This is a genomic window from Streptomyces chumphonensis (genome assembly GCF_014779715.1).
GTDB classification, from domain to species: Bacteria; Actinomycetota; Actinomycetes; order Streptomycetales; family Streptomycetaceae; genus Streptomyces; species Streptomyces chumphonensis.
Window position 1 is genome coordinate 761,268 of the sequence record NZ_JACXYU010000001.1, and the last position, 26,828, is coordinate 788,095.

The 26,828-nt window shown below is 74.0% G+C and carries 25 protein-coding genes; 19 read left to right on the plus strand and 6 right to left on the minus strand.

The genetic code is table 11. The features are described from left to right. Positions 1-11: 11 nt before the first annotated feature. Positions 12-686: a pirin family protein gene (locus tag IF129_RS03135; RefSeq protein ID WP_191207832.1), complete on the minus strand. Its 675-nt coding sequence runs from the start codon at positions 684-686 to the stop codon at positions 12-14. 115 nt (positions 687-801) lie between these two features. On the opposite strand from IF129_RS03135, the gene IF129_RS03140 reads away from it, so the two are divergent. From IF129_RS03140 to fabF, 5 genes are all read left to right on the plus strand, one after another. Next, positions 802-2,007 carry a PucR family transcriptional regulator gene (locus IF129_RS03140; RefSeq protein ID WP_191207833.1) on the plus strand — a complete coding sequence of 402 codons (1,206 nt, stop codon included), beginning with the start codon at positions 802-804 and terminating at the stop codon, positions 2,005-2,007. 94 nt (positions 2,008-2,101) lie between these two features. Then, complete coding sequence (locus IF129_RS03145; protein ID WP_191207834.1) at positions 2,102-3,040, plus strand: ACP S-malonyltransferase; 939 nt, start codon at positions 2,102-2,104, stop codon at positions 3,038-3,040. Positions 3,041-3,053: 13 nt separating this feature from the next. After that, positions 3,054-4,061, plus strand: a complete 1,008-nt coding sequence (locus tag IF129_RS03150) for a ketoacyl-ACP synthase III (RefSeq protein ID WP_191207835.1) — start codon at positions 3,054-3,056, stop codon at positions 4,059-4,061. Positions 4,062-4,139: 78 nt separating this feature from the next. Continuing rightward, positions 4,140-4,388, plus strand: coding sequence for an acyl carrier protein (locus tag IF129_RS03155; protein ID WP_191207836.1), 249 nt, complete (start codon positions 4,140-4,142; stop codon positions 4,386-4,388). 81 nt (positions 4,389-4,469) lie between these two features. Then, positions 4,470-5,735, plus strand: a complete 1,266-nt coding sequence (fabF, locus tag IF129_RS03160; RefSeq protein WP_191207837.1) for a beta-ketoacyl-ACP synthase II — start codon at positions 4,470-4,472, stop codon at positions 5,733-5,735. Positions 5,736-5,805: 70 nt separating this feature from the next. Here the strand turns inward: fabF and IF129_RS03165 are convergent, their stop codons facing one another. Further along, a complete protein-coding gene (locus IF129_RS03165; RefSeq protein WP_191207838.1) occupies positions 5,806-6,300 on the minus strand; it encodes a DUF3145 domain-containing protein in 495 nt (164 codons plus the stop codon). A 267-nt stretch (positions 6,301-6,567) separates the two neighbouring features. Here IF129_RS03165 and IF129_RS03170 point away from each other — a divergent pair, with 267 nt between their 5' ends. Then, the gene (locus IF129_RS03170) at positions 6,568-7,485 is read left to right on the plus strand and encodes a GDSL-type esterase/lipase family protein (protein ID WP_191207839.1); all 918 of its coding nucleotides are present in this window, start codon (positions 6,568-6,570) and stop codon (positions 7,483-7,485) included. A 61-nt stretch (positions 7,486-7,546) separates the two neighbouring features. Continuing rightward, a complete protein-coding gene (locus IF129_RS03175; protein WP_318153514.1) occupies positions 7,547-8,557 on the plus strand; it encodes an alcohol dehydrogenase catalytic domain-containing protein in 1,011 nt (336 codons plus the stop codon). 106 nt (positions 8,558-8,663) lie between these two features. Here IF129_RS03175 and IF129_RS03180 read toward each other — a convergent pair whose 3' ends face one another. Together IF129_RS03180 and IF129_RS03185 are read right to left on the minus strand one after the other, a co-directional pair. Continuing rightward, entirely contained in the window at positions 8,664-9,089 is a 426-nt protein-coding gene (locus IF129_RS03180) for an organic hydroperoxide resistance protein (RefSeq protein ID WP_191207840.1), read from the minus strand. An 88-nt stretch (positions 9,090-9,177) separates the two neighbouring features. Further along, positions 9,178-10,194 (minus strand): NADP-dependent oxidoreductase, encoded by a 1,017-nt coding sequence (locus tag IF129_RS03185; protein ID WP_191207841.1) that lies wholly within the window; start codon positions 10,192-10,194, stop codon positions 9,178-9,180. 95 nt (positions 10,195-10,289) lie between these two features. Here IF129_RS03185 and IF129_RS03190 point away from each other — a divergent pair, with 95 nt between their 5' ends. Further along, a complete protein-coding gene (locus IF129_RS03190; RefSeq protein ID WP_191207842.1) occupies positions 10,290-10,748 on the plus strand; it encodes a MarR family winged helix-turn-helix transcriptional regulator in 459 nt (152 codons plus the stop codon). Between the two features lie 33 nt (positions 10,749-10,781). Here the strand turns inward: IF129_RS03190 and IF129_RS03195 are convergent, their stop codons facing one another. Continuing rightward, the gene (locus tag IF129_RS03195) at positions 10,782-11,996 is read right to left on the minus strand and encodes a helix-turn-helix domain-containing protein (protein WP_191207843.1); all 1,215 of its coding nucleotides are present in this window, start codon (positions 11,994-11,996) and stop codon (positions 10,782-10,784) included. After that, complete coding sequence (locus IF129_RS03200) at positions 11,993-12,277, minus strand: hypothetical protein (RefSeq protein WP_191208300.1); 285 nt, start codon at positions 12,275-12,277, stop codon at positions 11,993-11,995. The genes IF129_RS03195 and IF129_RS03200 overlap by 4 nt, the downstream gene beginning before the upstream one ends. 323 nt (positions 12,278-12,600) lie before the next feature. Here IF129_RS03200 and IF129_RS03205 point away from each other — a divergent pair, with 323 nt between their 5' ends. The 11 genes from IF129_RS03205 to dnaG all read left to right on the plus strand — a co-directional run bounded on the left by IF129_RS03205 (position 12,601) and on the right by dnaG (position 26,721). Beyond that, positions 12,601-13,548, plus strand: a complete 948-nt coding sequence (locus IF129_RS03205) for a DUF3068 domain-containing protein (RefSeq protein WP_191207844.1) — start codon at positions 12,601-12,603, stop codon at positions 13,546-13,548. A gap of 305 nt (positions 13,549-13,853) precedes the next feature. Beyond that, entirely contained in the window at positions 13,854-15,068 is a 1,215-nt protein-coding gene (locus IF129_RS03210) for a glycosyltransferase family 4 protein (protein ID WP_191207845.1), read from the plus strand. Positions 15,069-15,073: 5 nt separating this feature from the next. Then, entirely contained in the window at positions 15,074-15,814 is a 741-nt protein-coding gene (locus IF129_RS03215; protein WP_191207846.1) for a class I SAM-dependent methyltransferase, read from the plus strand. Continuing rightward, on the plus strand, positions 15,798-20,117 hold the full coding sequence (locus tag IF129_RS03220) for an alpha-(1->3)-arabinofuranosyltransferase domain-containing protein (protein WP_191207847.1): 4,320 nt from the start codon (positions 15,798-15,800) through the stop codon (positions 20,115-20,117). The genes IF129_RS03215 and IF129_RS03220 overlap by 17 nt, the downstream gene beginning before the upstream one ends. Then, on the plus strand, positions 20,114-21,445 hold the full coding sequence (locus IF129_RS03225) for a condensation protein (protein WP_191207848.1): 1,332 nt from the start codon (positions 20,114-20,116) through the stop codon (positions 21,443-21,445). Before IF129_RS03220 ends, IF129_RS03225 begins: the two co-directional genes overlap by 4 nt. Beyond that, a complete protein-coding gene (locus IF129_RS03230) occupies positions 21,442-22,185 on the plus strand; it encodes a class I SAM-dependent methyltransferase (protein WP_191207849.1) in 744 nt (247 codons plus the stop codon). Before IF129_RS03225 ends, IF129_RS03230 begins: the two co-directional genes overlap by 4 nt. A 2-nt stretch (positions 22,186-22,187) precedes the next feature. Beyond that, the gene (locus IF129_RS03235; protein WP_318153517.1) at positions 22,188-23,267 is read left to right on the plus strand and encodes a DMT family transporter; all 1,080 of its coding nucleotides are present in this window, start codon (positions 22,188-22,190) and stop codon (positions 23,265-23,267) included. Beyond that, entirely contained in the window at positions 23,257-23,469 is a 213-nt protein-coding gene (locus tag IF129_RS03240) for a Trm112 family protein (RefSeq protein ID WP_191207850.1), read from the plus strand. The genes IF129_RS03235 and IF129_RS03240 overlap by 11 nt, the downstream gene beginning before the upstream one ends. Beyond that, positions 23,466-24,257, plus strand: a complete 792-nt coding sequence (locus IF129_RS03245; RefSeq protein ID WP_191207851.1) for an FkbM family methyltransferase — start codon at positions 23,466-23,468, stop codon at positions 24,255-24,257. The genes IF129_RS03240 and IF129_RS03245 overlap by 4 nt, the downstream gene beginning before the upstream one ends. A 21-nt stretch (positions 24,258-24,278) precedes the next feature. Beyond that, on the plus strand, positions 24,279-24,743 hold the full coding sequence (locus IF129_RS03250) for a GNAT family N-acetyltransferase (RefSeq protein ID WP_191207852.1): 465 nt from the start codon (positions 24,279-24,281) through the stop codon (positions 24,741-24,743). A 55-nt stretch (positions 24,744-24,798) separates the two neighbouring features. Beyond that, positions 24,799-26,721, plus strand: a complete 1,923-nt coding sequence (gene dnaG, locus IF129_RS03255; RefSeq protein WP_191207853.1) for a DNA primase — start codon at positions 24,799-24,801, stop codon at positions 26,719-26,721. Positions 26,722-26,828: the final 107 nt, after the last annotated feature.

Here is a 26,828-nt window from a genome sequence, read left to right on the forward strand (position 1 = left end):
GTGCCGAGCCGTCAGCCGTAGCCGGGCTCGGCGTGCATCTCCCAGACCAGCAGCTCCGCACCGCCGTGCCCGGCGGCGACGACCAGCGCCTCCGCGTCCGTGACACGGGCGGAGTCACCGACGGCCAGCCAGCGGCCGGCCACCTCCAGGCTGCCGCGCACCACCTGGAGGTAGGCCCAGGGCGCGTCGGGCACGGCGGAGCGCTGACCCGCCCGCAGCCGGCGGACGTGCAGCACCGCCTGCGCACGGTCCAGGGCGTAGGGCGTGCCGTCCGCGATGCCCCGCACGACGTCGTACTCGGGCGCGACCCCGAAGACGCCGGGCACCAGCCACATCTGCCAGAACCGCAACGGCCCGGTGCCGGCGTTGCGTTCGCTGTGCCGCACCCCGTCCCCGGCGCTGAGCCGCTGGAGATCGCCGGGACGCACGACGGTGGCGTGCCCGGCGGTGTCGGTGTGCGTCAGCTCGCCCTCGGTCACCCAGGTGACGATCTCCAGGTCGCGGTGGGGGTGTTCGGCGAAGCCCGCACCGGGGACGAGCCGTTCCTCGTTGCACGCGACGAGCAGCCCGAACCCGGTGTTCTCCGGGTCGTAGTGTCCGGAGAAGGAGAAGGCGTGCCGGGTGTCGATACCCGCTGCGGCGTCTCCGCCCCGGTACCGCTCGGCCGCTCTGCGCACATCCACCATGCGTTTCACGGTACGTGCTTCCCCGGTGACCGGTCACCGGGGACCCCGGGGCGGCCCGGGCGGGGTCGCGAGGGGCCGGTCCGTGGACGTCGTACCGATAAGGCAGGCTTGTCCCGTGCCCGAACCCGCTGAGACCCCGCCGCCCCCCGTTCCCGACCATCCGCACGCGGCCACGCTGCGTCGGCTCCAGCAGCACTCCGGCAAGCTGGCCGCCGCCGCGATCGCGCGGATGGACGAGCAGCTCGCGTGGTACCGGGTCATGCCCCCGGAGAACCGTTCGTGGATCGGGCTGGTGGCGCAGGCGGGCATCGCGGCGTTCACCGAGTGGTTCCGCCACCCCGAGACGCCGCGCGCCATCAGCACCGACGTCTTCGGCACGGCCCCGCGCGAGCTGACACGGGCGATCACGCTGCGGCAGACGGTGGAGATGGTCCGCACCACGATCGAGGTGGTCGAGAGCTCCATCGACGAGGTGGCCGCCCCGGGCGACGAGAACGTGCTGCGCGAGGCGCTGCTGGTCTACGCCCGGGAGATCGCCTTCGCCACCGCGCAGGTGTACGCGCAGGCGGCGGAGGCGCGCGGGGCCTGGGACGCGCGGCTGGAGTCCCTGGTGGTGAACGCGGTGCTCTCCGGTGAGGCGGACGAGGGAGCGGTGTCGCGGGCGGCGGCCCTCGGCTGGAACGCGCCGGAACACGTGTGCGTGGTGTTGGGGAACGCCCCGGACGGGGACAGCGAGCTGACGGTCGAGGCGATCCGGCGCGCCGCCCGGTACGCGAAGCTCCAGGTGCTCACCGGTGTGCTCGGCAGCCGGCTGGTGGTCGTCGCCGGTGGCGCGGAGGACCCGCTGAAGGCGGCGAAGTCGCTGATCGGTCCGTTCGCCTCGGGGCCGGTGGTGGCGGGCCCGGTGGTCGCGGACCTGCTGTCGGCCACGCGGTCCGCGCGGGCCGCGGCGGCCGGGCTGCGGGCGGCGGCCGCCTGGCCGGACGCTCCGCGCCCGGTGCTGGCGGACGATCTCCTGCCCGAGCGCGCGATGGCGGGAGACCCCGCGGCGCGCGATCTGCTGGTGGAGGAGATCTACAGACCGCTGGAGGACGCCGGTTCGGCTCTTCTGGAAACACTGAGCGTCTATCTGGAGCAGGCGAGCAGCCTGGAGGGCGCCGCGCGGATGCTGTTCGTGCACCCCAATACCGTGCGCTACCGGCTGCGACGTGTGACTGATGTCACCGGCTGGTCGCCTTCGGACGTACGATCGGCGTTCACCCTGCGTATCGCACTGATTCTGGGACGGCTCGTCGACGCCGGGCCGCCGGCCCGTCCTTGACGAGCGACTTTGTGCAGGGTCCACAATTCCCACGAACGTTCTTCGTCTCGGTCCCCACCGGCGGGGACCTTCACCCCCAAGAGAGAGTGGAAGGGTGCTCGTACTCGTCGCTCCAGGCCAAGGCGCCCAGGCGCCCGGCTTCCTGAATCCCTGGCTCGAACTCCCGGGTGTCGCGGACCTGCTCACGCAGTGGTCCGAGATCACCGGGCTCGACCTCGTGCGCTACGGCACGGAGGCCGACGCGGACGAGATCCGCGACACGGCCGTCGCGCAGCCGCTGCTCGTCGCCGCCGGGCTGCTCTCCACCCGCGCGCTGCTCGACGGCGGCCCCCCGCTGGGCCTGGACCGCGTCGGCGCGGTCGCCGGGCACAGCGTCGGTGAACTGACCGCCGCGGCGACGGCCGGTGTGCTCTCCGAGCGGGACGCCATGGCGGTCGTCACGCGGCGCGGGCAGGCCATGGCCGAGGCCGCGGCCGTCACCCGGACGGGCATGTCCGCCGTGCTGGGCGGGGACGCCGACGCCGTCGTGGCCCACCTGGAGGGCCTCGGGCTGACGCCCGCCAACATCAACGGCGCCGGGCAGATCGTCGCCGCCGGCACCACGGAGCAGCTGGCCGCGCTCGCCGCCGAGCGGCCCGAGGGCGCGCGGGTGCGGGAGCTCAAGGTGGCGGGTGCCTTCCACACCCACCACATGGCCCCGGCCGTGGGCGCGCTCAAGGCGGCCGTCGCCGACCTCGCCCCCGGCGCCCCGACCGTCCGGCTGGTCTCCAACCGGGACGGTCGGGTCGTCACCGACGGCGGCGACTTCGTCGAGCGGCTGGTCGGCCAGGTCGCCAGCCCCGTCCGCTGGGACCTGTGCATGGACACCTTCCGCGAGCTGGGTGTCACCGCCCTGATCGAGGTGTGCCCGGGCGGGACGCTGACCGGGCTCGCCAAGCGCGCCCTGCCGGGCGTCAAGACCCTGGCGCTCAAGACCCCCGACCAGCTCGACGCCGCCCGTGAGCTCATCGCCGAGCACGGCACCGCCGAATAGGAGCACCGAGCCCATGCCCGCGAAGATCAAGCCCGCCCAGGGCTCCCCGTACGCGCGCGTCCTCGGTGTGGGCGGCTACCGCCCGACCCGGGTCGTGCCGAACGAGGAGATCCTCAAGCACATCGAGTCCTCCGACGAGTGGATCCGCTCCCGGTCGGGCATCGCCACCCGTCACTGGGCCGGGCCCGACGAGACGGTCACCGAGATGACCCTGCACGCGGCGGGCAAGGCCATCGCGGACGCGGGGCTGGCCCCCGAGCAGGTCGACGCGGTCATCATCTCGACCGTCTCCCACTTCAAGCAGACGCCGTCGGTGGCGACCGAGATCGCCCACCGGCTGGGCACCGGCAAGGCCGCCGCGTTCGACATCTCCGCCGCCTGCGCCGGCTTCGGCTACGGCCTGACGATCGCCAAGGGCCTCGTCGTCGAGGGGAGCGCGCGGTACGTGCTCGTCGTCGGCGTGGAGCGGCTCTCCGACCTCACCGACCTGACGGACCGCTCCACCGCCTTCCTCTTCGGCGACGGTGCCGGCGCGGTGATCGTCGGCCCCTCCCAGGAACCGGCCATCGGCCCGACGGTGTGGGGCTCGGAGGGCGACAAGCACGAGACCATCACACAGACGCTGCCCTGGGACGTCTACCGCGACGGCGGCAGGCCGGAGAAGTACCCCGCGATCCGGCAGGAGGGCCAGACGGTCTTCCGCTGGGCGGTCTTCGAGATGGCCAAGGTCGCCCAGGAGGCGCTGGAGGTGGCCGGGATCTCCGCGGAGGACCTGGACGTCTTCATCCCGCACCAGGCGAACATGCGGATCATCGACTCGATGGTGAAGACGCTCAAGCTGCCGGAGCACGTCACCGTCGCCCGGGACGTGGAGACGACCGGGAACACCTCGGCCGCCTCCATCCCGCTCGCCATGGAGCGGCTGCTGGCGACCGGGCAGGCCAGGAGCGGCGACACCGCGCTCGTCATCGGCTTCGGGGCGGGTCTCGTGTACGCGGCGACTGTCGTTACGCTCCCCTAGTCGGTTCACCCGGCCGGTCGGCCCGACCGGCCGTCCACCGCAACACATCAGCGCAACACATCAGAAGGAGCGCCAAGCATGGCCGCCACGCAGGAAGAGATCGTCAAGGGTCTCGCCGAGATCGTCAACGAGATCGCCGGTATCCCCGAGGAGGACGTCCAGCTGGACAAGTCCTTCACCGACGACCTGGACGTCGACTCGCTGTCGATGGTCGAGGTCGTGGTCGCCGCCGAGGAGCGCTTCGACGTGAAGATCCCCGACGACGACGTCAAGACCCTCAAGACCGTCGGCGACGCCGTCACGTACATCGCGGAGCACCAGGGCTGACGCCCGCTCGTTATGCGTTTGTCGCCACCCGGGGTACCGGGTGGCGGGTCACAACCCTCTACCCGTGGAGACAGGAATTCCGTGAACACGACCAATCGCACCGTGGTCGTCACCGGTATCGGCGCAACCACACCGCTGGGTGGCGACAGCGCATCGACCTGGGAAGGTCTGACGACGGGGCGCTCCGGCGTCTCGCGCATCGAGGAGGAGTGGGCGGCGGACATGTCCGTCCGCATCGCGGCCCGGGTGGCGGTGGAACCGACCGAGGTTCTCTCCCGCCCCCAGGCCCGCAAGCTGGACCGCTCCGCGCAGTTCGCACTGGTCGCCTCCCGCGAGGCGTGGGCCGACGCCGGGTTCGAGAGCGGGGCCGGTGAGCCGGGCACCCCGATCGATCCGGCGCGCGTCGGCGTCGTCGTGGCGTCCGGCATCGGCGGCGTGCAGACGCTGCTGAACCAGTACGACGTGCTGTTGCAGAAGGGCGCCCGCCGCGTCTCGCCGCACACCGTGCCGATGCTCATGCCCAACGGCCCGTCGGCGAACGTGAGCCTGGAGGTCAACGCCCAGGCGGGCGTGCACACTCCGGTGAGCGCGTGCGCCTCGGGTGCCGAGGCGATCGGCTACGGCATCGAGATGATCCGCACCGGCCGCGCCGACGTCGTCGTCGCCGGCGGCACGGAGGCGGCCATCCACGCCCTGCCGGTGGCGGCCTTCGCCAACATGATGGCGATGTCGAAGAACAACGACGCTCCCGAGCAGGCGTCCCGGCCCTACGACACCGCGCGGGACGGCTTCGTCCTCGGCGAGGGCGCCGGCCTCGTGGTGCTGGAGTCGGCCGAGCACGCGGCCCGCCGCGGCGCACGGGTGTACTGCGAGGCGGTGGGCCAGGGGCTGTCCTCCGACGCGCACCACATCGCGCAGCCGGAGCCGACCGGGCGCGGCATCGCCGCCGCCCTGCAGAACCTGCTGGACGCGACCGACCTGACGCCCGAACAGTGCGTCCACGTCAACGCGCACGCCACGTCCACCCCGCAGGGTGACGTCGCGGAGATCAAGGCGCTGCGCAAGGTCTTCGGTGACCGGCTGGACCAGGTGGCGATCTCCGCCACGAAGTCCATGACCGGTCACCTCCTGGGCGGCGCGGGCGGTGTCGAGTCGGTCGCCTCCGTGCTCGCGCTCTACCACCGCACGGCTCCGCCCACCATCAACGTCGACGACCTGGACCCGGAGGTCGACGCCGACATCGTGCGGGGCACGGCCCGCGCACTGCCGGAGGGCACGATCGCGGCGGTCAACAACTCGTTCGGCTTCGGCGGTCACAACGTCGTCCTGGGCTTCCGCTCGGTCTGAGACCCCTGGAGCAGCACGAAGGGCCGCACCCCGGGAGGTGCGGCCCTTCGTCGTGTTCGGAGCAGGAGGCTCAGACGACCTGGTGCAGCCAGCGGACGGGGGCGCCCTCCCCCGCGTAGCGGAAGGGCTCCAACTCGTCGTCCCACGGCTTGCCGAGCAGCCGGGAGACCTCGGCCGCCAGGTCCGTCTCCCCCAGCGCGGCCCGGTCCAGGGCGGCCCGCAGCCGGTCCTCGGGGATGAGGATGTCCCCGTGCATGCCGGTGACCGCGTGGAAGATGCCGAGCTGGGGTGTGGAGCTGTACCGCTCGCCCTCGGCCCCCGCGGAGGGGTCGGCCGTCACCTCGAAGCGCAGGAGGTGCCAGCCTCTGAGGGCGGAGGCGAGCTTGGAGGCGAAGCCGGGCTCACCCTGCCAGGACAGCTCCGCACGCCAGGTACCGGGTGCGGCGGGCTGCTTGATCCAGTCGAGGCTCACGCGGGTGCCGAGGACGCCGGCCACCGCCCATTCGACGTGCGGGCACAGCGCGCGCGGCGCGGAGTGCACATAAAGAACGCCACGTGTCGTCACCGGGACCTCCCGTGCGGTTCGAAGTCCGCCGCCTGCCATTGTTCCCCATGGGCAACGTGACCACCAGTTGCTGAGTTACGAACAGTAAACACCATCGACGGTCATTCTCCGCAAATCGGACGTCGCGTGACGTGCCGTCAGGGTGTCACCGGTGATCGGAACCGTTCTCCCCGGCCCACGTCCCGGTGGGCGTCCCGGTGGGGACGGCCATCACGTACCGTCGGGTAGACAAGCGCGAGGACGGCGTCGGGGAACGAGGGCGAGCGCATGACGGTCGGTGAACGGGTCCGGAGCCGGAGGTTCGGGCGCAGGGGCGCCGCGCTCACGGCCGCACTCCTGCTCGCGCTGGGCGGCGCGGCGTGCGGTTCCGAGCCGGAGCCGGCCGAGGAGACCGACAGCCGCAGGACCGTCGAGGGCCGACCCTCCCCCACCCCGACCGGCGACTGGGACACCGAACCCGAGTCCATCGCGGCCCTCGGGGACTCCATCACCATCGGATTCGACACCTGCTCGCTGCTGGCGGACTGCCCGGAGGCGTCCTGGTCGACGGGCACCTCCCCCGAGGTCGAGAGCCTCGCCGAGCGGCTCCTGGCGGACCCGACGGACGCGACGTGGAACTACGCCGTCGCCGGCTCCGACATGGCCGACCTGCCCGGCCAGGCCGCCCGGGCCGCCACCCACCGGCCCGATCTGGTCACCGTGCTCATCGGCGCGAACGACGCCTGCGCGCGCGACGTGGCCGCCATGACGCCGACCGACGACTTCCGGGCGGACTTCGAGCGGTCCCTGCGCACGCTGGAACACGAGTCCCCGGACACCCAGGTGTACGTGGCCAGCGTGCCCGACCTGAAGCGGCTGTGGTCGCAGGGCCGGGACAACGCGCTGGCCGCGCGCATCTGGCAGCTGGGCATCTGCCCGACCATGCTCGGCGACCCCGCCGCCGTCGACGCGGCGGCCACCGAGCGCCGCGAGCGGGTCTCCGCGCGGGTCGACGCCTACAACGCCGTGCTGGAGGAGGTGTGCGACGCCGCCGAGCGCTGCCGGTACGACGGCGGCGCCGTGCACGCGTACCGCTTCACGGCCGACGAGGTCAGCGGCCTGGACTGGTTCCACCCGAGCAGGAAGGGCCAGGCCGTGCTGGCCGAGCTCGCCTACGAACGGGTGACGGCGCCGCGGGAGCCCTGAGACTGGCCGGAAGCCGACGGCGCCTCCGCTCGGCCCTGCCGCATGGCCGCACAATGAGGTCGTGATCCCGAGCGTCCGCACCGCACGCGCCGTCGTCGTCGACGGACCGCGGGCCCATCGGCTGGTGAGCGGCCCCGTCGCCGAGCCCGCGCCGGGCGAGGTCCGCGTCGCCGTGGCCGCCGCGCTCGTCGACCCGGCCGACCGTGCCGTGTACGAGGGGCGGGCCGACGGCTCCCCGATCCACTACCCCGTCACGCCCGGCCGCGAGTGGTCGGGCACCGTGGAGGCGGTCGGTGCGGGGGTGACGGAGCGGCTGCTCGGACGCGCGGTCGCGGGCCGCGTCGAGCCCGGCGGGTGCCTGGTCTGCGCGCGTTGTCGTGAAGGGTCGTCACATCTGTGCGCGCGGCCGTCCGGTCGGTCGGGCCCCGGCGCCTTCGCCGACGTGCTCGTGCTGCCCGCCGAGCACCTCCACACGCTGCCCGACGACAGTGACCGGCCGACGGCCGCCCTGCTGGGACGCGCGGCCGTGGCCGCCGGGGCCGCCCTGGCCGGCGCGCCCGTGCCCGGAGAGCGGGTGGCGGTGCACGGTGCGGACACCCTCGGGCTGCTCACGGTGCAGCTGCTGGCCGTCTCCTCGCCCGGCGAACTGGTCGTCGTGGACCGGCGGGCGCACCGACTGGAACAGGCACTCGGGCTCGGCGCGGACCGGACGGTCGAGCCGGCGGAAAGCGCCGTCTGGCACGGGCGTTGCGACCTGGTGGTGGAGACGGCCGGGGAACCGGAGAGCGCCCACGGGGCGTCCCTGCTCGCGCGGCCCGGCGGCCGGATCGTGCTGGCCGGTCGTCCGGGGGCGGGTATACGCGGCCCGGACCCGACACGGCCGGCCTCGCACGCCCTGACCGTGCGAGCCGCGCCCGCCGCCTGGACGCACGCGGTGCGCGCCTTCCGGCTGGGCCGACTGCGGGCCGAACAGCTCGTGAGCCACGCGTTCCCGCTGGCGGACTTCGGCGCGGCGATGTCGCCGTCCGACGGTGGGCGGCCGAGGACGGGAGCGGTGCTGCTGCGGCCGTGAGCGGCCGACCGGCCCCGGCGGGCCCACGCGGCGGGGCGGGGCGGACGGGGAACGGCGAAGGCCGCCACGGCGGTCGCCGTGGCGGCCTCACGCCGGTCCGGGCCGGTCAGGCCGAGACGGTGACCTCGATGTTCCCGCGCGTGGCGCTGGAGTACGGGCACACCTGGTGCGCCTTCTCCACCAGGGCCTGGGCCGTGGCCGCGTCCACGTTCGGGATGTCGGCCCTGATCGCGACCTTCAGGCCGAAGCCGCCCTCGGGCGTCTTGCCTATGCCGACCTCGGCGGTGACGGTGGAGCCGGAGATGTCGGCCTTCTCCTGACGGGCGACGACTCCGAGCGCGCCCTGGAAGCAGGCGCTGTACCCGGCGGCGAAGAGCTGCTCGGGGTTGGTGCCGGCTCCGCTGCCGCCCATCTCCTTGGGCGGGTTGACGACGACCTCGAGCTGGCCGTCACTGCTGGCGACCTTGCCGTCGCGGCCGTTCTCGGCGGTGGCGACGGCGGTGTAGAGGACGTCGACGGGCTGGATGGACATGCGGTTCCTCCTAGGTGGGGAATTCACCGGACGGGCTCGCGCCCACGCCCCGTCCGGCGGGACGAGTCTAGAGCCTGACGCGCGGGGGTCAGTCGGCGAGGCGGACGATCATCTTTCCGGTGTTGCGGCCGCGCAGCATGCCGAGGAACGCGTCCACGGCGGACTCGATGCCCTCGCTCGTGGTCTCGTGGTACTTCAGCTCACCGGAGGCGATCCAGCCGGCGGTCTCCTCCAGGAAGCGCGGCATCAGCTTCTGGTGGTCGTTCACGAGCATGCCCGTGAGCCGCAGCCGCTTGCCGATGGCCAGGGCGAGGTTGCGCGGGCCCGGTGCCGCCTCGGTGTCGTTGTACTGGGCGATGGCGCCGCAGAGCGTGGCGCGGCCGTGGACCTTGAGGGAGCCGATGGCGGCCTCCAGGTGGTCACCGCCGACGTTGTCGAAGTAGACGTCGATGCCCTCCGGGGCCGCGGCGCGCAGCTGCTCGGCGACGGGGCCGTCCTTGTAGTTGAAGGCGGCGTCGAAGCCGTACTCCTCGGTGAGCAGCTTGACCTTCTCCGGGGAGCCGGCGCTGCCGATCACGCGGGAGGCGCCCTTGATCCGGGCGATCTGGCCCACCTGGCTGCCGACGGCACCGGCGGCGCCGGAGACGAAGACGGCGTCACCCTCCTGGAAGGACGCCACGTCGAGGAGGCCGGCGTAGGCGGTCAGGCCGGGCATGCCCATGACGCCGAGGTAGGTGCTCAGCGGGGCGAGGTCCGCGGAGACCTTCTGGGCGTGCGCGGCGTCGAGCGTCGCGTACTCGCGCCAGCCGAGGAAGTGCAGGACGTGGTCGCCGACCGCGAAGCCCTCGGCCTCGGAGGCCACGACGACGCCGACGGCGCCGCCCTCCATCGGGTGGTCGAGCCGGAAGGGGGGTACGTAGGACTTGACGTCGTTCATCCGGCCGCGCATGTACGGGTCCACGGACAGCACGGCGTTGCGCACCAGGATCTGCCCGGACGCGGGGGCCGCGACGGGTTCCTCACGCAGCGCGAAGTCCTCCGGAGTCGGCCAGCCGTTCGGGCGGGCTGTCAGGTGCCAGGCGCGGCCGGTCGTGGGCAGGCTCATCTCAGCTCCTCGAAGCACGGAAATTACTTCAGCATCTGAAACAACACTGCACCTAGATATTTCAGGTTGTCAAGTAAGTCGCTATGCTGGTGGGCATGACCCGTGCCAAGACCCCCGCCGACCGGCTCACCCTGGAGGTGCTGGAGCTGCTCGGCGACGTCGTGGGCCGCTACTACGAGGAGTACGACAAGGCCGCCGCGCAGCACTCGCTCACCGGGGCGCAGGCGCGGGTGCTCGCCCTGCTGGCCTACACCCCCATGCCCATGCGGCACCTCGCCCAGCGGCTCAAGTGCGAGCCGTCGAACGTGACGGGCATCGTCGACCGGCTGACCGCGCGCGGTCTGGTCGAGCGGCGGTCCGACGAGAGTGACCGCCGGGTGAAGCTCGCCGCCGTCACGCCCGAGGGACGACGGACGGCGGCCGCGCTGCGGGAGTCGCTCGGCGACTTCGCCCGCGAGCCGCTGGGACGGCTGGACGCGGCGGACCGCCGCACGCTGCGGGACCTGCTGCGCCGGATGCTCGGCACCGGCGAGCCGCCGGACGCCCCCGGCTGACGCGGCGGGCTCGGTGGGCTCGGGGGGCGGAGGTCAGCCGAGGTCGCCGCGCAGCCTGCGGGCGCGGAGCACGAGCTCCAGCTCGAAGCGGCGGTCGGGGTCGTCGACCGCCTCGCCCCACATCTCCCGGATCTGCCGCAGCCGGTAGCGCACGGTCTGCGGGTGGACGCCCAGCCGGGTCGCCACCTCCGGCGCGCCGCCGCGCGTCTCCAGCCAGGCCAGCATCGTCTCCGCGAGCCGCCTGGCGTGTGTGGGGCCGCACTCCTCCAGTGGGGCCAGCAGGCGGCGGCCGAGGTCGTCGATGAGTTCCTCGGGCGGCAGAAGCACCAGGGCCTCGGTGTGCTCGGTGCAGTCCAGCAGCCCGCCCGACGGCAGCAGTCCGCGCTCCATCAGCGACACCGCCGACTGCGCCCAGCGCAGGGACTTCGCGGCGTCCGCGACGCCCACCGGCGGGCCGACGGCGCCCGACCAGCCCGCCGTCGCGCGGCGCAGCAGTTCGCCCCGGCCCGCGGCGTCCGGCTCGGGCACGACCATGAGCGGCTGCTCGCGCTCCATGTCGAGCAGGACCTCGGGGCCGAGGGCGGGCGGCAGCGCCTCCCGGGCCGGCGGGACGAGCACCGCGACGGCCACCGTCTGCGGGACGGGCCAGCCGATCCGGGCCGCGCGTTCGGCGAGCACCGACTCCAGCCGCCCGCCGTGCCCGCTCTCGTCGAGCAGCAGGTCGAGCAGGCGGCGTTGCAGACGCAGCCGCTCCCCCGCCTGGCGGGCGGCGGCCTCGGCGTATCCGCGCACGGACTCGGCGACCAGGCCGTCGAGGTACTGGAAGCCCGACTCGGCCAGTTCGTACATCGCCGGGGCGGGGATCTCGGCCTGCTGCCCGATCTCCGCCAGCCGCCGCCAGGCCAGCCGCACACCGAGCCGGTAGATCGCCTGGAGGGAATCGAGGCTGCGGCCCTGGAGCAGCTCGCCCCGACCGAAGTCCTGGAAGACGGTGGGGTGCACGTGCGGGCTGCCGAGACCGGTGGCCAGGTGCTCCACGAAGTGTTCGAGCGCCCGGCGGATGCCGATGAGCGACATGGGCTCGCCCGAGGTCTCGTCGACGACGACGGGCAGGCTCGGGTGGGCGCGGCGGATCTCCCGCAGGATGTCGGCGGCGAGCACGGGGATCTCGTCCCGGGCCCGCGCGGTGAACGTGCGGACCTGGGTCTCGGGGACCGCCCCCCACGCGGACTCCACGGTCGCCGTCACGAGGTTCCGTCCTCCGCCGGCCCGTCCGGCCGCTCGGTGGGCTCGGCACTCTCGTCCCCGCCCTCGTCCTCGGAAGCGTTTTCGGCCCCGTCCGCGGGCTCAGCGGACGGATCGGTCGCTTCGGAGGGTGAGACGGACTCGGCCGGCGGGCTCGGCGCCTCCGGCTCGTGATCGGGGAAGTGCACCAGCGGCACGTTCGGCTGCTCGGTGTCGGCGTTCAGCATGGCGACGATGCCCACACCGGCGCCGACGGCGAGCAGCGCGGCAAAGATGCAGGTCAAAGCTGCTGCAAGGAGTCTGTGCATGGCGCGGGGGACCTCTTCTCGGCATGTCACGGCACCAGCTGTCGCCCCCGACACCAGTTTCCTACTGACGAGTTTGGAAGGGCATTGACGTGCTGTCAAGAGTTCGCTTACCGTCACCGGCCCAGGGGCTTGCCCGGACGACCGGAGGCTGCCCCGGCACGTTCACGCCACGGGGCGCCACCGGCCCCGCGCGCTGCGCGTCCCACAGCTCCGGTGGCGCACGTGGCACACCTCGACGCACGTCGCACCGCACGCAGCACGTTGAACGCGCACCACCCATCTCACCGGGAGCACCCGTCATGCGCCGTTCCGCTTCACCTCTGTCGCTGACCCTGCTGGGGCTCGGCGTGTTTCTGCTGGTCCTGGCCCCGATGCTGGCCTGGTACGTGGAACCGCGCGCCAAGCGCACCCCGATCGACCTGGACACCACCACGGTCTTCAAGGGCACCGGCGACTACTTCGACCAGCAGGCGGTCGAGGAGAAGACCGACGAACCGCTCACCGTCACCCGCCGGGTGCTCGGGAACGTCGCCGCGAGCGAACGCGGCGGCGTCGCCGTCTGGGACATCTCCCAGACCATCGACACCGAGCGCACGCTGGAGCTCGACGACCCGCGCAAGTCCTTCCAGTGGACGACCGAGCGGTGGGTCACCGACCGGAAGACGAACAAGCCGGTCCACTGCTGCGGCGAGACCCCCACCGAGTTCGCCGGGGACGCCTACCTGAAGTTCCCCTTCGACGTCCAGGAGAAGGACTACCGGTGGTGGGACGGCACGCTCGGGGACACCGTCGTGCTGGAGTACGTCGACCGCGTGACGGTCCAGGGCTACGAGGGCATGCGGTTCACCGGCACCGTCGACGCTACCCGGACGGGCTCCCGACAGGTGCCCGGACGGCTGGTCGGCATGAAGGAGACCCCGCAGGTGATGGCCGAGGAGTGGTACGCGAACGACAACATCGAGCTGGTCGTCGACGAGGCCACCGGCCGCATCATCCGGGCGACCACCGGCCCCCACGTGACGCTGCGGGCGCCGGGCGGGACGAAGCCGGCCGTCACCCTGCTGCACAGCGAGGGGCTGACGTTCAACGAGAAGACCCAGAAGAAGCAGGTGGAGCTGGCCCGCGCGGGCAGCTCGCAGCTGCGGGCGGTCGGGACCACCGCCCCCATCGGGGCGGGCGTCGTAGGCGTGCTGCTCGCCGCGGCCGGTGCCGTGCTGGTGGTGCGCGGCAGGCGTCCTGCGCAGTGACGTACGCCTCCCGGAGCGCGGCGGACGGCGCAGGTCGGCCGTCTTTGAGCGCCACGACGTGTACCCGCCGGTAATTCGGGGGCGAATTTGTCATACGGGTGAGTAGCCGCAGCCGTCACGACGACGAAAATTGAGCCATCCGATGGCCAGCCACCGCCCCCGGCTCCCGGCACTCGGTCCCACCGCTCACCACGCGGCCCCCGCGCACGAGACAGGCTCGCACTCCGCAGAACCGGCTCGTCCCCCTCGCAAGCCCAGCACCACCCCTTCGTCCACCACGCACCCTCACACGAGTGGAGCGCCCCATGCCCCAGCAGGTGCCCTCGGTGGCTCCCCACGCCGCCGCCGTACCGCCGCAGCGGTTGCCCGCCCCGGCGGGCACGGCGGTCGCCGCCGCCCTCGCGGACGCGGTCCCCTCCCGGTATCCGCGCCGCATCGTCTTCCTCGCCCGCCGCGACATCGGCAACCCGGCCGCAGGCGGTTCCGAGCTGCTCATCGACCGGATCGCCGCCGGTCTCACCGCGCAGGGCCACCAGGTCACGCTCGTCTGCGGCGGCCCGGCCGCCGAGCGCGACTACCGGGTGGTCTCCGCCGGCGGGGACGCCGGACACTTCCTGCGCGCCCGGCGCACCTTCACCCGTGAGGTCGGCGAGGCCGACCTGATGGTCGAGGTCTGCAACGGCATGCCCTACCTCGCACCCCTGTGGTACCGGGGGCCGACGCTCTGCTTCGTCAACCACGTCCACACCGACCTGTGGGGGATGCGCTACCCGGCGCCCGCCGCGCGGATCGGGCGGCGGCTGGAGCACTGGGCCCTGGCCCGCACCCACCGGGACAACCTGACGGTCGCCGTCTCCGACTCCACGGCCGACGCGCTGCGCGGCATCGGCGTCCCCGGCGACCGCATCCGCATCGTCCACAACGGGGTCGAGAAGCCCGGTCCGCCCGCGCCGAAGTCGCCCGAGCCGCTGTTCCTGGCGATGGGCCGACTCGTCGAGTACAAGCGCATCGACCTGCTGCTGCGGCTGTGGGAACGGGTGCGGCCGGTCACCGGCGGACGCCTCGTCATCGTCGGCGACGGGCCCGAGCGGGCCCGGCTCGAAGCGATGGCCGGGGACTCGGTGACGTTCGCCGGGCACGTCTCGGAGGCGGAGAAGCACCGGCTGCTCAGCTCGTCCTGGCTGCTCCTGCACCCCTCCCTCGTGGAGGGCTGGGGCCTGGTGGTGATGGAGGCCGCCGCGCGCGGCACCCCCGCCGTGGGCTTCGACATCCCCGGGCTGCGGGACTCCGTGGCCGACGGGGAGACCGGCCTCCTGGCACGCGGCGAGAGCTCCTTCGCCGCCGCCTGGTGCACCCTCGGCCTCTCCACCCCGCGCCGCACCGCCATGGGCGACGCCGCACGGGCGCGCGCCGCACGCTTCGGCTGGACGCGCACGGTCGAGGCGTTCCGCGAGGTGGCGGCCGAGGCGTGGCGGTACGGCTCCGCCCCGCCCGGGCCGTACCCGGGGACCCCGAGGTGACCGGAGTGAAGGACCCGTCCCTGCGAAGATCGGTCGCCCTGTTCCGAGCCTTCATGAACGAGCAGGACGACCCCGAGACCTGTTACTCCCTGCTCGCCCGCGACGCCGCCGACCAGGTCGAGCGGTACACCCCGCTGAAGGGCTCGACCGTCATCGACGTCGGCGGCGGCAGCGGGCACTTCACCGACGAGTTCCGGCGGCGCGGGGCGCGCGGCTTCCTCTTCGAGCCCGACCCGGCGGAGCTGCACGGCCACGGCCGCACCCCGCAGGGGGCGGTGCTGGCGGACGGCTACCTGCTGCCCGTCGCCGACGGGACCGCCGACGTCACCTTCTCCTCCAACGTGCTGGAGCACGTCGACGACCCCCGGACGTTCCTCAGCGAGATGGTGCGCGTGACCCGCCCCGGCGGGCTGGTCTACGTGTCCTTCACCAACTGGTACTCCCCGTGGGGCGGCCACGAGACCGCCCCCTGGCACTACCTCGGCGCCGAGCGGGCGCGCGCCCGCTACGCCAGGCGGCACGGCCGCCCGGCCAAGCACACCCTCGGCGAGAACCTGTTCGCCGTGCACGTCGGCCCCACCCTGCGCCACGTGCGGGCCCGCGACGACGTCGAGGTGCTCGCCGCGCGGTCGCGCTACTGGCCCTTCCTCGCCCATGCCATCACCCGGGTTCCGGTGCTCCGTGAGATCGCCACCTGGAACCTCCTCCTCATCCTCCGGCGGTGCCCCCATGACGACGACCACTGACCGCACGCTCGAGATGAGCGCCGTCGGGCCCGACCCGACCGGGCCACCCCGCAGCCGGTGGTGGCTGCTGGGTGCCTACGTGCTGGTCCTGGTCGCCTTCGTGGTGGCAGCACCGGGCAACATGACCTTCGAGACGAAGCTGGGCGTCGCCACCGACCCGTGGATGTTCCTCGGTGAGCTGGGGAACCTGTGGTCGGACCGCTCCGGCTTCGGCGGCATCGCCGACCAGTACATCGGCTACCTCTTCCCGATGCTGCCGTTCTACGCCCTGCTGGACTGGGCACCGGTGTGGGTGGCCGAACGCCTGTGGCTGTCGCTCGTGGTGACCACCGCCTTCTGGGGCGCGCTGCGGCTGGCCGAGCGGCTGGACGTGGGCAACCGCTCCACCCGGCTGCTGGGGGCCGCGGCCTACGCGCTGTGGCCGACGTTCACCATCATCGTCGGTTCCACCTCGGCCGGCGCCCTGCCCGGCGCGATGCTGCCGTGGGTGCTGCTGCCCCTGGTGGCGAAGGCGGACGGCACGGGCCCGATCGCCCGGGTGGCGGCGGCCCGCTCCGCGCTGCTCATCCCGTTCATGGGCGGCGTCAACGCGGCGTCCACCCTGGCGGCGCTCCTGCCGGTCGGCCTCTACCTGATCACCCGCACCGGGCGGCGGCGGCTGACGCTGCTGGCGTGGTGGATACCCGGCGTGATCCTGGCGACGCTGTGGTGGGTGATCCCGCTGCTGCTCCTCGGCGCCCACGGCGAGGACTTCATGCCGTACGTCGAGCAGGCCACCGCGACCACGTCCACGATGTCGGCCTTCGAGATGCTGCGCGGCGCGGGCAACTGGGTGGCCTACCTGAACTTCGGCGAGGCCTGGCTGCCGGCGGGCTGGACGATGGCCACCGCCGCGCTCGCCGTCGCCGGCAGCGCGCTGGCGGCCGCCGTCGGACTGGGCGGCCTGGCCCGGCGCGACATGCCCGAGCGGCGCTGGCTCGTGCTCACCGTCGTCACCGTCACGCTCGTCATGCTGGCCGGCTACGGCGGCGCCCTCGGCGCGCCGTTCGCCGAGGGGTTCCAGGGCTGGCTGGACGGCTGGCTCCGGCCGTTCCGCAACATCTACAAGTTCCAGCCCGGTCTCGCGTTGGCCCTCACCCTGGGCCTCACCCACCTCACCGCCGTGCTGGTGGCCCGGCGGCGCGGAGCCCGCGCGGCCGGTCCGGACCGCGTCGGCGCGCTGCGCGGCGCGCGGCTCGTGCCCGCGCTCACCGCCCTGCTCGTGCTGCCCGGGCTCGCGCTGCCGTACCTGAGCGGTGCGGTGCTGCAGCCCGGCGCGTTCGAGGCACTGCCCAAGCACTGGGAGCAGACGGCGGACTGGCTGGCGGAGAAGTCCGGCGACACCCGGGCCCTGGTCGTTCCGGCGACCGCGCACGGCGTCTACACCTGGGGCTCGCCCATCGACCAGCCGCTGCACGTGCTGGCCGACTCCCCCTGGGCGCAGCGGGACTACGTGCCCTTCGGACCGCCCGGCGAGCGCCGCATGCTGGACGCGGTGGAACAGGCGCTGATGAGCGGGGGCGCCGTCCCCGGTCTCCAGCAGTACCTGAACCGCGCCGGACTCCACTACGTCGTCGTGCGCAACGACCTCGATCCGGACCAGGTGGGCTACGTGCCGCCGCAGACCGTCAAGCGGACGCTGGAGGCGTCCGGCTACGAGAAGGTCGAGAGCTTCGGCCCGCTGACCACCGCCGGACGTATCCCGGCCGACACCCCGGTCATGCTCCAGGGCTTCTACCCCCGGCAGAAGTCGGTGGAGATCTACGAGCCCGCCGGTACCTTCGCGCCGTCGATGCCGGAGCAGGTGCGGGCCCAGGACGTGGCGCAGACCGCACGCGTCAGCGGTGGTCCCGAGGTCCTGCTGCCGCTGTCGGCGGACCGCGACTTCGGGAACCGGCCGGCCGTGCTGACCGGTGACGCCCACCCCGGTGTCGACGCACCGGACCTGCACGTGACGGCGGACGGGCTGCGGCGCGCCGACACCCGCTTCGGCCTGGTCAACAACAACACCTCCTTCACCTACACCACCGAGGAGCGCAACCACCCGGAGAGCCTCCAGGACGCGGGTGAGGAACCGAAGATGATCCTCCCGGTGGAGGGCACGCGGCACCAGACGGTGGCCACGCTGCGCGGCGCGAAGTCCGTCACCGCGTCCAGCAGCGGCAGCTGGCTCTTCCACCTGCCGCAGTTCGACCCCGTGCACGCCTTCGACGGCGACCCGGAGACGGGCTGGGCCGAGGGCAGCGCCGAGGACAGCACCGGCCAGTGGATCAAGGTCGAGTTCACGGGGCCGCTCGACGTCCCCGGCGAGATCGAGCTGACCCCGCTGCCGGACGACGGGCTGCGCCCCACGCCGACGGAGGTCAGCGTCGCGACCGACACCAGCCGGAAGGCGGTGCGCTCCACGCTCGACGGGACCGGCACGCAGACCGTCGAGGCTCCCGCGGGGGAGGCGAACTGGCTGAAGCTGAAGATCCTCGACACCGAGGAGCGGCGCCCGGGGCTGACCGGCGCGGGCTTCTCCGAGATCCGCATCCCGGGCGTGGAGGTCACCCGGATGCTGTCGCTGCCCGACGACGCCCCCGAGGACGCCGAGGCCGACGCCGAGGTCGTCTCCCTGCACCGCAACGCCGACCCCGGCGGCCTGAACCCGGTGGGCAGCGAACGCGCCCTGCACCGGCAGTTCTCCGTGGGCGAGGCCGGCGACTACGGCGTCGAGGCGAGCGCCCTGCCCGTGCCCGGCACGGCGTTCGACGAACTGCTGGACCGGGTCGCGCCCGGTGCGCAGGGCCGCATCACGGCGACCGCCGAGTCGACGAGCCCCACCGGGCTCTCGCTCAGCCCGCGCAACCTCGTCGACGGCGACCTGACCACGGCGTGGATCGCCGGGGACAGGCCGGTGATCAAGATCAGCTGGCCGCAGGCACGTCCGGTCGACTCCCTCGTGCTCTCCGCCGCCGGCGGCGTCTCGGCCCGTCCGACCGAGGTGACGATCACCTCCCCGGACGGCGCGGTGACCACGGCCGTCGACCGAAACGGCTGGGCCCGTTTCGAGTCGATGACGACCGACCAGCTGGAGATCACCGTCACCGGGACGGCCGACCTCACCGTGGCCAACCCCGTCGCCGGGAGCGACCTCCAGCTGCCCGTGGGCCTGAACGAGGTCTACATCCCCGGGCTGGACGACTTCCGCGTCGAGGCGCCGCTGAAGGAGGCGCCGTTCGAGCTGGAGTGCGGCGAGGGTCCGGCCGTCACCATCGACGGCACGTCCTACGACACCAGCGCCTCGGGCACCGTCCGCGACCTCACCGACCGCCGCCCCGTGGAGGTCCGGCTGTGCGGCGAGGGCGTGGGCCGTGGCGAGTCCGTCGCCCTGGACGCCGGTGAACACACGGTGGAGACCGGCGCCGACGAGGCCCTGGCCGTCACCGACCTCTCCCTGACCCGGGGCGACGTCCAGACCACCGGAGCGGACCGGGACGTGACCGCCACCGACTGGGAGGGCGACGAGCGCTCCGTGAAGGTGGAGCCGGGCAACGCCTCCTACCTGCGCACCCACATGGCCGTCAACGACGGCTGGACGGCCACGCTGGACGGCGAGGAACTGGAGTCCGTGCGGCTCGACGGCTGGCAGCAGGGCTTCCTCGTCCCCGAGGGCGAGGGCGGCACGGTGACGCTGGAGTACGGCCCCGCGACGACCTACACCGTCGGACTGTGGGTCGCGGGAGCCGCGATCCTGGGGCTGCTCGCGCTCGCCCTGGTCCGGCGCCGCGACGTCGACGAGGAGGCCGGCGCCGCTCCGGTGCCCGCCCCGAGCTGGCTCCTGGGCGTCGTGGCCCTGACCGCGGTGCTGGCCCTGGTCTCCGGGCCGTACGCGCTCGTGGTCCCGCTGGCGGCCCTGCTGGCCTGGTGGCGGCCCGCCCTGCTCGTGCCGCTCGCGGTCGGCTCCATGGCGGTGGCGGCGGTCCTCGCCGTCCTGCACGCCGACTCCGGCTTCGCGGAGGGCACCGGCGCCTACGGGCCCGCGGCCCAGGCGCTGGCGCTCCTGTCCCTGGTCGCGGCGCTGGTGACGGTCGGCCCCGGCCCTGGCGGACGCCACCGCGAGGGCGCCGAGGAGGAGGCGGGCCGCAGGCCCGCTCCGCACGGCCCGCCCGTCACGGCACCGCAGGGCCCCGCGCGGCAGGGCCCGGACGGCTACGGCAAGCCCGGCGCCGGCCACCCCGGCACCGGCCACGGCGACACCCGGGAGGAACCGAACCGATGACCCCTGAGCGCATCCCGTTCCCGGTGGTGGACGAGATATCCCGGCACTGTGTCGACGAGCGCGAGCCGGACACCGTCCACATCGAGATCCACCTGCCCGGCCGGCTCGACGAGGACCGGCTGCGCAGGGCGGTGCGGGATGCGCTCGGCCGTCATCCGCGCGTCCTGATGCGCGAGGCGCCGCCGCGCTGGTGGCGTCCCGGGTACGCCTGGGAACTGCCCGGGACACCGGACACCGACCCGGTGCGGTTCCCCGGCGACACACTGGCGGAGGCCCGCCACCGCTCGCTGCGGGACGCCCCGCCCCTGAGCGCCGCGCCGCCGCTGCGCGTCGAGGTGGTGGACGCCCCCGAGGGCGGCGGGTGCGTCCTGCTCGCGACGGTGAACCACACCGGCCTGGACGGACCGGCCTGCCTGCGGGTCCTGGCCACGGCGGCGGAGCTGTACGGCGGCGCGGACAACGCGCCCGCGCCGCCGCCCGTCCGCGCCGCCACCGGGCCGGACCGCCCGGAGCCGTCCGCGCCCCCCGAGCCGGGCTCGGCCTGGGCCCGTCCGGCGCGGCTCGCCGCCGACCACGGTGGCGGCCGGCCGGGGCACGGCAACGGCATGCACCTGGCCGACCTGCCCCTGCCGTCCCGGCCCAAGGGCTCTCCGTACACCGTCAACGACCAGCTCCTCGTCGCCACGTGTCTGACGGCCCTGCGGTGGAACCGCGACCACGGGCGGGGCGACCGGCCGGTGCGCATCACCATGCCCGTCGACGACCGGCCCCGGACCGCCGACATGCCCATCGGCAACGGCACCCGGCTCGTGGAGGTGCCCTTCGGGACACCCCACCGGGCCGCCGACGGCGACCCCGAGGCCGTCGAGGAGCTCCTGCGCGCCACGGCGTTGCGCACCCGGGCGCTCAAGGCGCTGCCCCGGCCGCAACTGGGCCGCAGCGGCGCGCTGCTGACGGCGCCGGTGCTGCCGGTGGGCGTGCGGGCGGTGTCCGCCCGGGCGCTGCGGCGGGGCCTGGGCCCGTGGGCCTCGACCACGCTGCTGTCGAACCTCGGACGGCTCGCCTACCCGATGGACTTCGGGAACGGCGCCGGACGGGCCACCGCCGCGTGGATCTCGGCCCCCGCCCGGATGCCGCGCGGGGTCTCGGTCACCACCATCTCGGCCGGGGGGCGCCTCCAGGTGGTGCTCCGCTGGTCGCGGGGCCGCCTCGACGACGCCGCCGGGCACCGGCTCGGCGAGCTGTTCGCCCGTACGCTGGCCGAAACGGCCTCCGGCCACGGCGGCCCGGCCGCCGGTCGTCCCACCGGACAGGAGGCAGCACGATGAGCGCACCGGCCGACAGCCTCAAGGAGCTCTACGAGAACCCGGCCACCCCGGTCGCCTCCGGCGCCGACCGCTCCCGCCGGCAGGCCGCCATCCTCGCCCGCGCCCTCGGGCCGGGCCCCGGCACCGTCCTCGACGTCGGCTGCGGGGACGGCACGGCGGCGGCCGTCGCGGCGCCGCTGCTGCCGGGGAAGCGGCTGGTCGGCAGCGACTGGTCCCAGGACGCGCTGCGTCGGGCCGGCGCCCACCTGCGGGCGGTGCGCGGCGAGTTGACGGCGCTGCCGTTCGCCACCGGCTCGGCCGACGCCGTCCTGTTCAGCGAGGTCATCGAACACCTCGTGGACCCGGACGCCGCCCTGGACGAGCTGCACCGCGTCCTGCGCCCCGGCGGCCACCTGCTGCTGTCCACGCCGAACCTGGCCGCCTGGTACAACCGCGGGCTGCTGCTCGCGGGCGTGCAGCCGGTGTTCTCGGAGGTGTCGATGCGGGGCATCCACGGACGCCCCGGCGCCCAGGTCGTCGGCCATCTGCGCCTGTACACCGCGCGGGCGCTGCGGTCGATGCTCCCGGCGGCGGGGTTCGAGGTCGTCCGCATGACGGGCGCGCCCTACCACGACGTCCCGGCCCCGCTGCGGCCCCTGGACCGCCTGGCGTGCCGGACACCGTCCCTGGCCTCGATCCTGCTCGTGCACGCCCGCCGCCGCGACCGCGCCGCCGGACCCGACCCCCGGGAGGGCGGCTAACCGTGTGGGTGGGCGTCGCCGCGGCGCTGCTGGCCAACCTGCTGTTCAGCGTCGGCTTCGTGGTGGAGAAGCGGGCGCTGTCCGGGCTGCCGCCGCTCGTAGCCGCGCGCCCCTGGCAGGTGCTCGCGCACCTGCTGCGCAGCCCGCTGTGGCTGCTGGGCGCCGGGGCGCTCGGGCTCGGCTTCGTCGCCCAGCTCGCCGTGTACCGCACGCTGCCGCTGGTGGCCGCGCAGGGCCTGTTCGTCACCGGTCTGGTGATGCTGCTCCTGCTCTCGCCGGTGTTCCTGGGAGAGAGGTCCTCCGGGCGCGAACGCGCGGCGATGGTGCTGATCCTGGCCGCGCTGGTGATGATCGTCCTGTCGCTGCGCGGCGGCGGGGAGTCCATCAGCCACGCCGCGCCGACGCCGCTGCTGCTGGGCATCTGCGTGCCGTCGCTGCTGCTCGGCCTCCTGGTGTTCGGCACCGCCGAGCGCCGCTCGCGGCGGCGGCACCGCATGCCCACGGCCGGCGTGCCCTACGGCGTCGCGGTGGGATTCCTGTACGGGGTCAGCTCGCTGGCCATCAAGGGCGTGGCCGGTCTGCTGGAGGGCAACGGCCTGGGCGGCTGGGTGCTCGCCGTGCTCGGCTCCCCCTACCCGTACCTGCTGATGTGCACCGGCTCGACCGGTCTGGTGCTCTCCCAGACGGCGCTGCAACGGTGCCGCGCCTCCCTCATCGTCCCGGTCTGCACGACGGTCACGTTCCTGTTCACCGTCGCCGCCGGCACGATCGCGTTCGACGAGCCGCTGCCCGAGGAGCCGCTGCGGCTCGCGCTGCGACTGGGCGGCGCGCTACTGGCCGTCGGCGTGCTGCTGGCCCTCCCCCGGCACGACGAGCCACCCGCCGCCGGGCCGACCGGGCCCGCACCCCGCGAGAGCGCGCCGCACGGCGCGGCACCGTACGACCCGGCCCGGCACGGCCCGGCACCGCACCCCGCCGACGGGCCGGTGCCCGTCCCGAGACCGCAGGCCCGTACGGAGGCGTACGGCCCGACCCCCCTGGCAACCGACCACCGCACGGAAGGCACCTTCCATGTCCCCTGACGACCCGCTGCTGGAGATCCTGGCCTGCCCCCTCGACAAGGGCACGCTGATCCTGCTGGAGGGCGAGCCGGCCCTCTACAACCCGCGGCTGCGCCGCCGCTACCCGATCGTGGACGGCGTGCCCCAGCTCCTGCCCGCCTCCGGTGAGCCGGTGAGCGACGAGGAGCACGCCCGCCTCAGCGAGCGCGCCGAGGCCGTATGACGCTCGCCGCCCGCCTCGGCCCGCTGCTGCCCGCCCGTGTCGTGGCGGGAGCGGCGGCCCGGGTGTACCCGCGATTCGAGCCCGAGCTGCGCCGGCTGGCCGACTTCTGCCCGCGCGGCGGCACCGCCGTGGACATCGGCGGCTGGTACGGCCCGTGGACACGCCACCTCGCGCGGCGCGCGGACCGCGTCGTCACCGTCGAACCGGTGCCGGGCCTCGCGGCCACCCTCCGGTCCACCGCACCGGGCAACGTGCGGGTCGTCGAAGCCGCCGCGGCCGAGAGCGAGGGCACGGCGACGCTCTGGCTGCCGACGGGCGGCGGCGAACGCGGCGTCTCCTCCCTGGTGCGTCGCGACCGGCTGCACTCCATGGGGCTCCAGGTGCGCACGGTCAGCGTCGACGGACTGGAGCTGGACGACGTCCGACTGGTCAAGGTCGACGTCGACGGGCACGAGGCCGCCGTACTGCGCGGCGCCGAGCGGACCCTCGCACGGTGCCGACCGGCCCTCTTCGTCGAGCTGGAGGTCCGCATCCAGCCCGTGGAGCCCGTGCTGGAGCTGCTGGCGGGGCACGGCTACACCGGCTGGGTGCTGCCGGACGCGCACTGGATCCCGCTGGGCGCGTTCGACCTGGCCGGGCACCAGGAGCGCACCGCGCACGTCGCCGAGCACGGGCTGCTGCGCCGTACCGTGCTGCCGCACCGCCGCTACGTCAACTCCGTGCTGTTCCTCCCCGACGGACGCAGCCCCCGCGTGCACGGCCCGGCCGAGCGCGGCGTGGCGCGCTGAGAGCCGCGTAGGGTGAACGGCATGGCCATCCGTACCGCCGTCGTGCCGCTCGCGGACGTCTTCCCGCTGCGCTGGGAGGTCCTGCGGCCGGGGCTGCCGCAGGAGTCCGCGGCCTTCCCCGAGGACGCCGGACCGGGCGCCTTCCACATCGCCGCGTTCGGGCCGGGCCCCTCGGGCGGGGCGGTGCTCGGGTGCGGCAGCTTCTACCCCGAGCCCTTCCCGCGTCCCGGCGGGCCCGCCGGGACGGCGTACCGCATCCGGGGCATGGCCAGTGCCGAGGCGGCGCGCGGCCACGGGTACGGCGCGGCCGTGCTGGCCGCCGGGAGCCGCGAGGCGGCCGCGCGGGGCGCGCGCGTGCTGTGGTGCAACGGGCGCGCCGAGGCCCGCGCCTTCTACGAGCGGCACGGTTACCGCGTGCACGGCGAGGAGTTCGTCATCGAGGGCGTCGGGCCGCACTACGTCCTGGTCAGGGAGCTGGACGCCTGACACCGGCCTGGGCGGCCCGCGCGGGCGGCATCCGGGCGGACCGTAGACTTGCCGCGTGGCGGGCAGGATCAACGACGACGACGTGCGGACGGTGCGGGACGCGGTCCCGATCGACACCGTCGTCTCCGAGTACCTCCAGCTGCGCCCCGCGGGGGGAGGCAACCTGAAGGGGCTGTGCCCCTTCCACGACGAGAAGTCCCCCTCCTTCCACGTGAGCACCGCGAAGGGGCTCTTCCACTGCTTCGGCTGCCAGGAGGGCGGCGACACGCTCGCCTTCCTGATGAAGGTCGACCACCTGACGTTCTCCGAGGCCGTCGAGCGGCTCGCCGCCCAGGCCGGGATCACGCTGCGGTACGAGGAGGGCGGCTACGGGCGGGCCAGCCAGCAGGGCGAGCGCACCCGGCTGATCGAGGCGCACAAGGCGGCCGTCCTCTACTACGCCGAGCAGCTCGACTCCCCCGAGGCGGAGGCGGGCCGCCGCTTCCTCGCCGAGCGGGGCTTCGACCAGGGCGCGGCCCGGCACTTCGACGTCGGCTACGCCCCCGCCGGGTGGGACCACCTCACCCGGTTCCTGCGCGGGCGGGGGTTCACCGACAAGGAGCTGGTCCTTTCGGGGCTCTCCCAGGAAGGGCGGCGCGGCCCGATCGACCGGTTCCGGGGCCGGCTCATGTGGCCCATCCGGGACATCTCGGGTGAGGTGGTCGGCTTCGGCGCCCGGCGGCTGCGGGAGGACGACAACGGGCCCAAGTACCTCAACACCCCCGAGACGCCCATCTACCGCAAGTCGCAGGTGCTCTACGGCATCGACCTGGCCAAGCGGGACATCGCCAAGGAGGGGCGGGCCGTCGTCGTCGAGGGCTACACCGACGTCATGGCCTGCCACCTGGCCGGGGTGACGACGGCGATCGCCACCTCCGGCACGGCGTTCGGCGAGGGGCATATCAAGATCCTGCGCCGCATCCTCATGGACAACTCGCGCACCGAGGTGATCTTCACCTTCGACGGCGACGCGGCCGGGCAGAAGGCGGCCCTGCGCGCCTTCGAGGACGACCAGAAGTTCGCCGCCCGCACCTCCATCGCCATCAGCCCCGGCGGCATGGACCCGTGCGACCTGCGCCTCGCCAAGGGCGACACCGCCGTGCAGGAACTCATCGACAGCCGTTCGCGGCTGTTCGAGTTCGCCCTGCGCTCCGTGGTGGACGAGCACGACCTGGACTCCGCCGAGGGCCGGTCGGCGGCCCTGGAGGCGGCGGCGCCCATCGTCGCGCAGCTCAAGGACCCCTCGCTCCAGCACGAGTACGCCGTGCGGCTGGCCGGCCTCCTCGGCGTCCTGGACACGCAGTTCGTCGTGCGGCGCATCGGCCAGATCGCCAAGTGGAAGCGGGAGGGCGGCGGCCGACAGCAGCGCTCCCGTCCCGGCCAGGCCGGGGAGGGGCCCGGGGGCCGCGCGCCCGCGCCGGCCCCCGGCCCCGCGCCCGGCAGGCGCGGACCGTCCCTGCACCTGCGCAGCCCCGCCCACCTCGTCGAACGGGAGCTGCTGAAGCTGGCGTTGCAGTACCCGGCGCTCGTCGCCCCGACGTTCGACGCCTACGGGGCCGACGAGTTCACCGCCGAGCCCTACGCCGTCGTGCGCGGGCTCATCGAGGCGGCCGGGGGCACCGAAGCGGCGGACGCGGACTACCTGGACCGGGTCCGGGACGCCGCCCCGGACGACACCGTGCGCAAGCTCATCACCGAACTGGCCGTCGAGTCCCCGCGCAACCCCGGCAGCGGCGCGCCCGACGAGGCGTACGCGGGCGAGCAGTTGGTCGCGGTGCGGCTGGCCGCCGTCCGGGCCCGGGTGGCGGAGCTGGAGGGCAGCGCCCGGCGGCTGGACGCCCAGGGGCGGGCGGCGGAGTCGGCGGCGGTGTGGCAGGAGCTGTGGGTGCTGGAGCAGTACGCGACGGCTCTGCGGGCCAGGGGCGCGTCCGCGCTCTGACCCCGCCCTGCGTAGTCCTACCGCCGCGTCCCGTAGCGGAAACCCAAAAAACCGTACGCAGACCCCTACAGAGTGCAGTGTGTCGTACCCCACACTGTTGACGGTGT

Bases quoted from the DNA above. Each gene is read 5' to 3' on its own strand.
- IF129_RS03135 (WP_191207832.1), bottom strand. From the start codon at position 686: ATGGTGGATGTGCGCAGAGCGGCCGAGCGGTACCGGGGCGGAGACGCC.
- IF129_RS03150 (WP_191207835.1), top strand. From the start codon at position 3,054: ATGCCCGCGAAGATCAAGCCCGCCCAGGGCTCCCCGTACGCGCGCGTC.
- IF129_RS03155 (WP_191207836.1), top strand. From the start codon at position 4,140: ATGGCCGCCACGCAGGAAGAGATCGTCAAGGGTCTCGCCGAGATCGTC.
- IF129_RS03170 (WP_191207839.1), top strand. From the start codon at position 6,568: ATGACGGTCGGTGAACGGGTCCGGAGCCGGAGGTTCGGGCGCAGGGGC.
- IF129_RS03180 (WP_191207840.1), bottom strand. From the start codon at position 9,089: ATGTCCATCCAGCCCGTCGACGTCCTCTACACCGCCGTCGCCACCGCC.
- IF129_RS03185 (WP_191207841.1), bottom strand. From the start codon at position 10,194: ATGAGCCTGCCCACGACCGGCCGCGCCTGGCACCTGACAGCCCGCCCG.
- IF129_RS03190 (WP_191207842.1), top strand. From the start codon at position 10,290: ATGACCCGTGCCAAGACCCCCGCCGACCGGCTCACCCTGGAGGTGCTG.
- IF129_RS03205 (WP_191207844.1), top strand. From the start codon at position 12,601: ATGCGCCGTTCCGCTTCACCTCTGTCGCTGACCCTGCTGGGGCTCGGC.
- IF129_RS03210 (WP_191207845.1), top strand. From the start codon at position 13,854: ATGCCCCAGCAGGTGCCCTCGGTGGCTCCCCACGCCGCCGCCGTACCG.
- IF129_RS03220 (WP_191207847.1), top strand. From the start codon at position 15,798: ATGACGACGACCACTGACCGCACGCTCGAGATGAGCGCCGTCGGGCCC.
- IF129_RS03225 (WP_191207848.1), top strand. From the start codon at position 20,114: ATGACCCCTGAGCGCATCCCGTTCCCGGTGGTGGACGAGATATCCCGG.
- IF129_RS03230 (WP_191207849.1), top strand. From the start codon at position 21,442: ATGAGCGCACCGGCCGACAGCCTCAAGGAGCTCTACGAGAACCCGGCC.
- IF129_RS03240 (WP_191207850.1), top strand. From the start codon at position 23,257: ATGTCCCCTGACGACCCGCTGCTGGAGATCCTGGCCTGCCCCCTCGAC.
- IF129_RS03245 (WP_191207851.1), top strand. From the start codon at position 23,466: ATGACGCTCGCCGCCCGCCTCGGCCCGCTGCTGCCCGCCCGTGTCGTG.
- IF129_RS03250 (WP_191207852.1), top strand. From the start codon at position 24,279: ATGGCCATCCGTACCGCCGTCGTGCCGCTCGCGGACGTCTTCCCGCTG.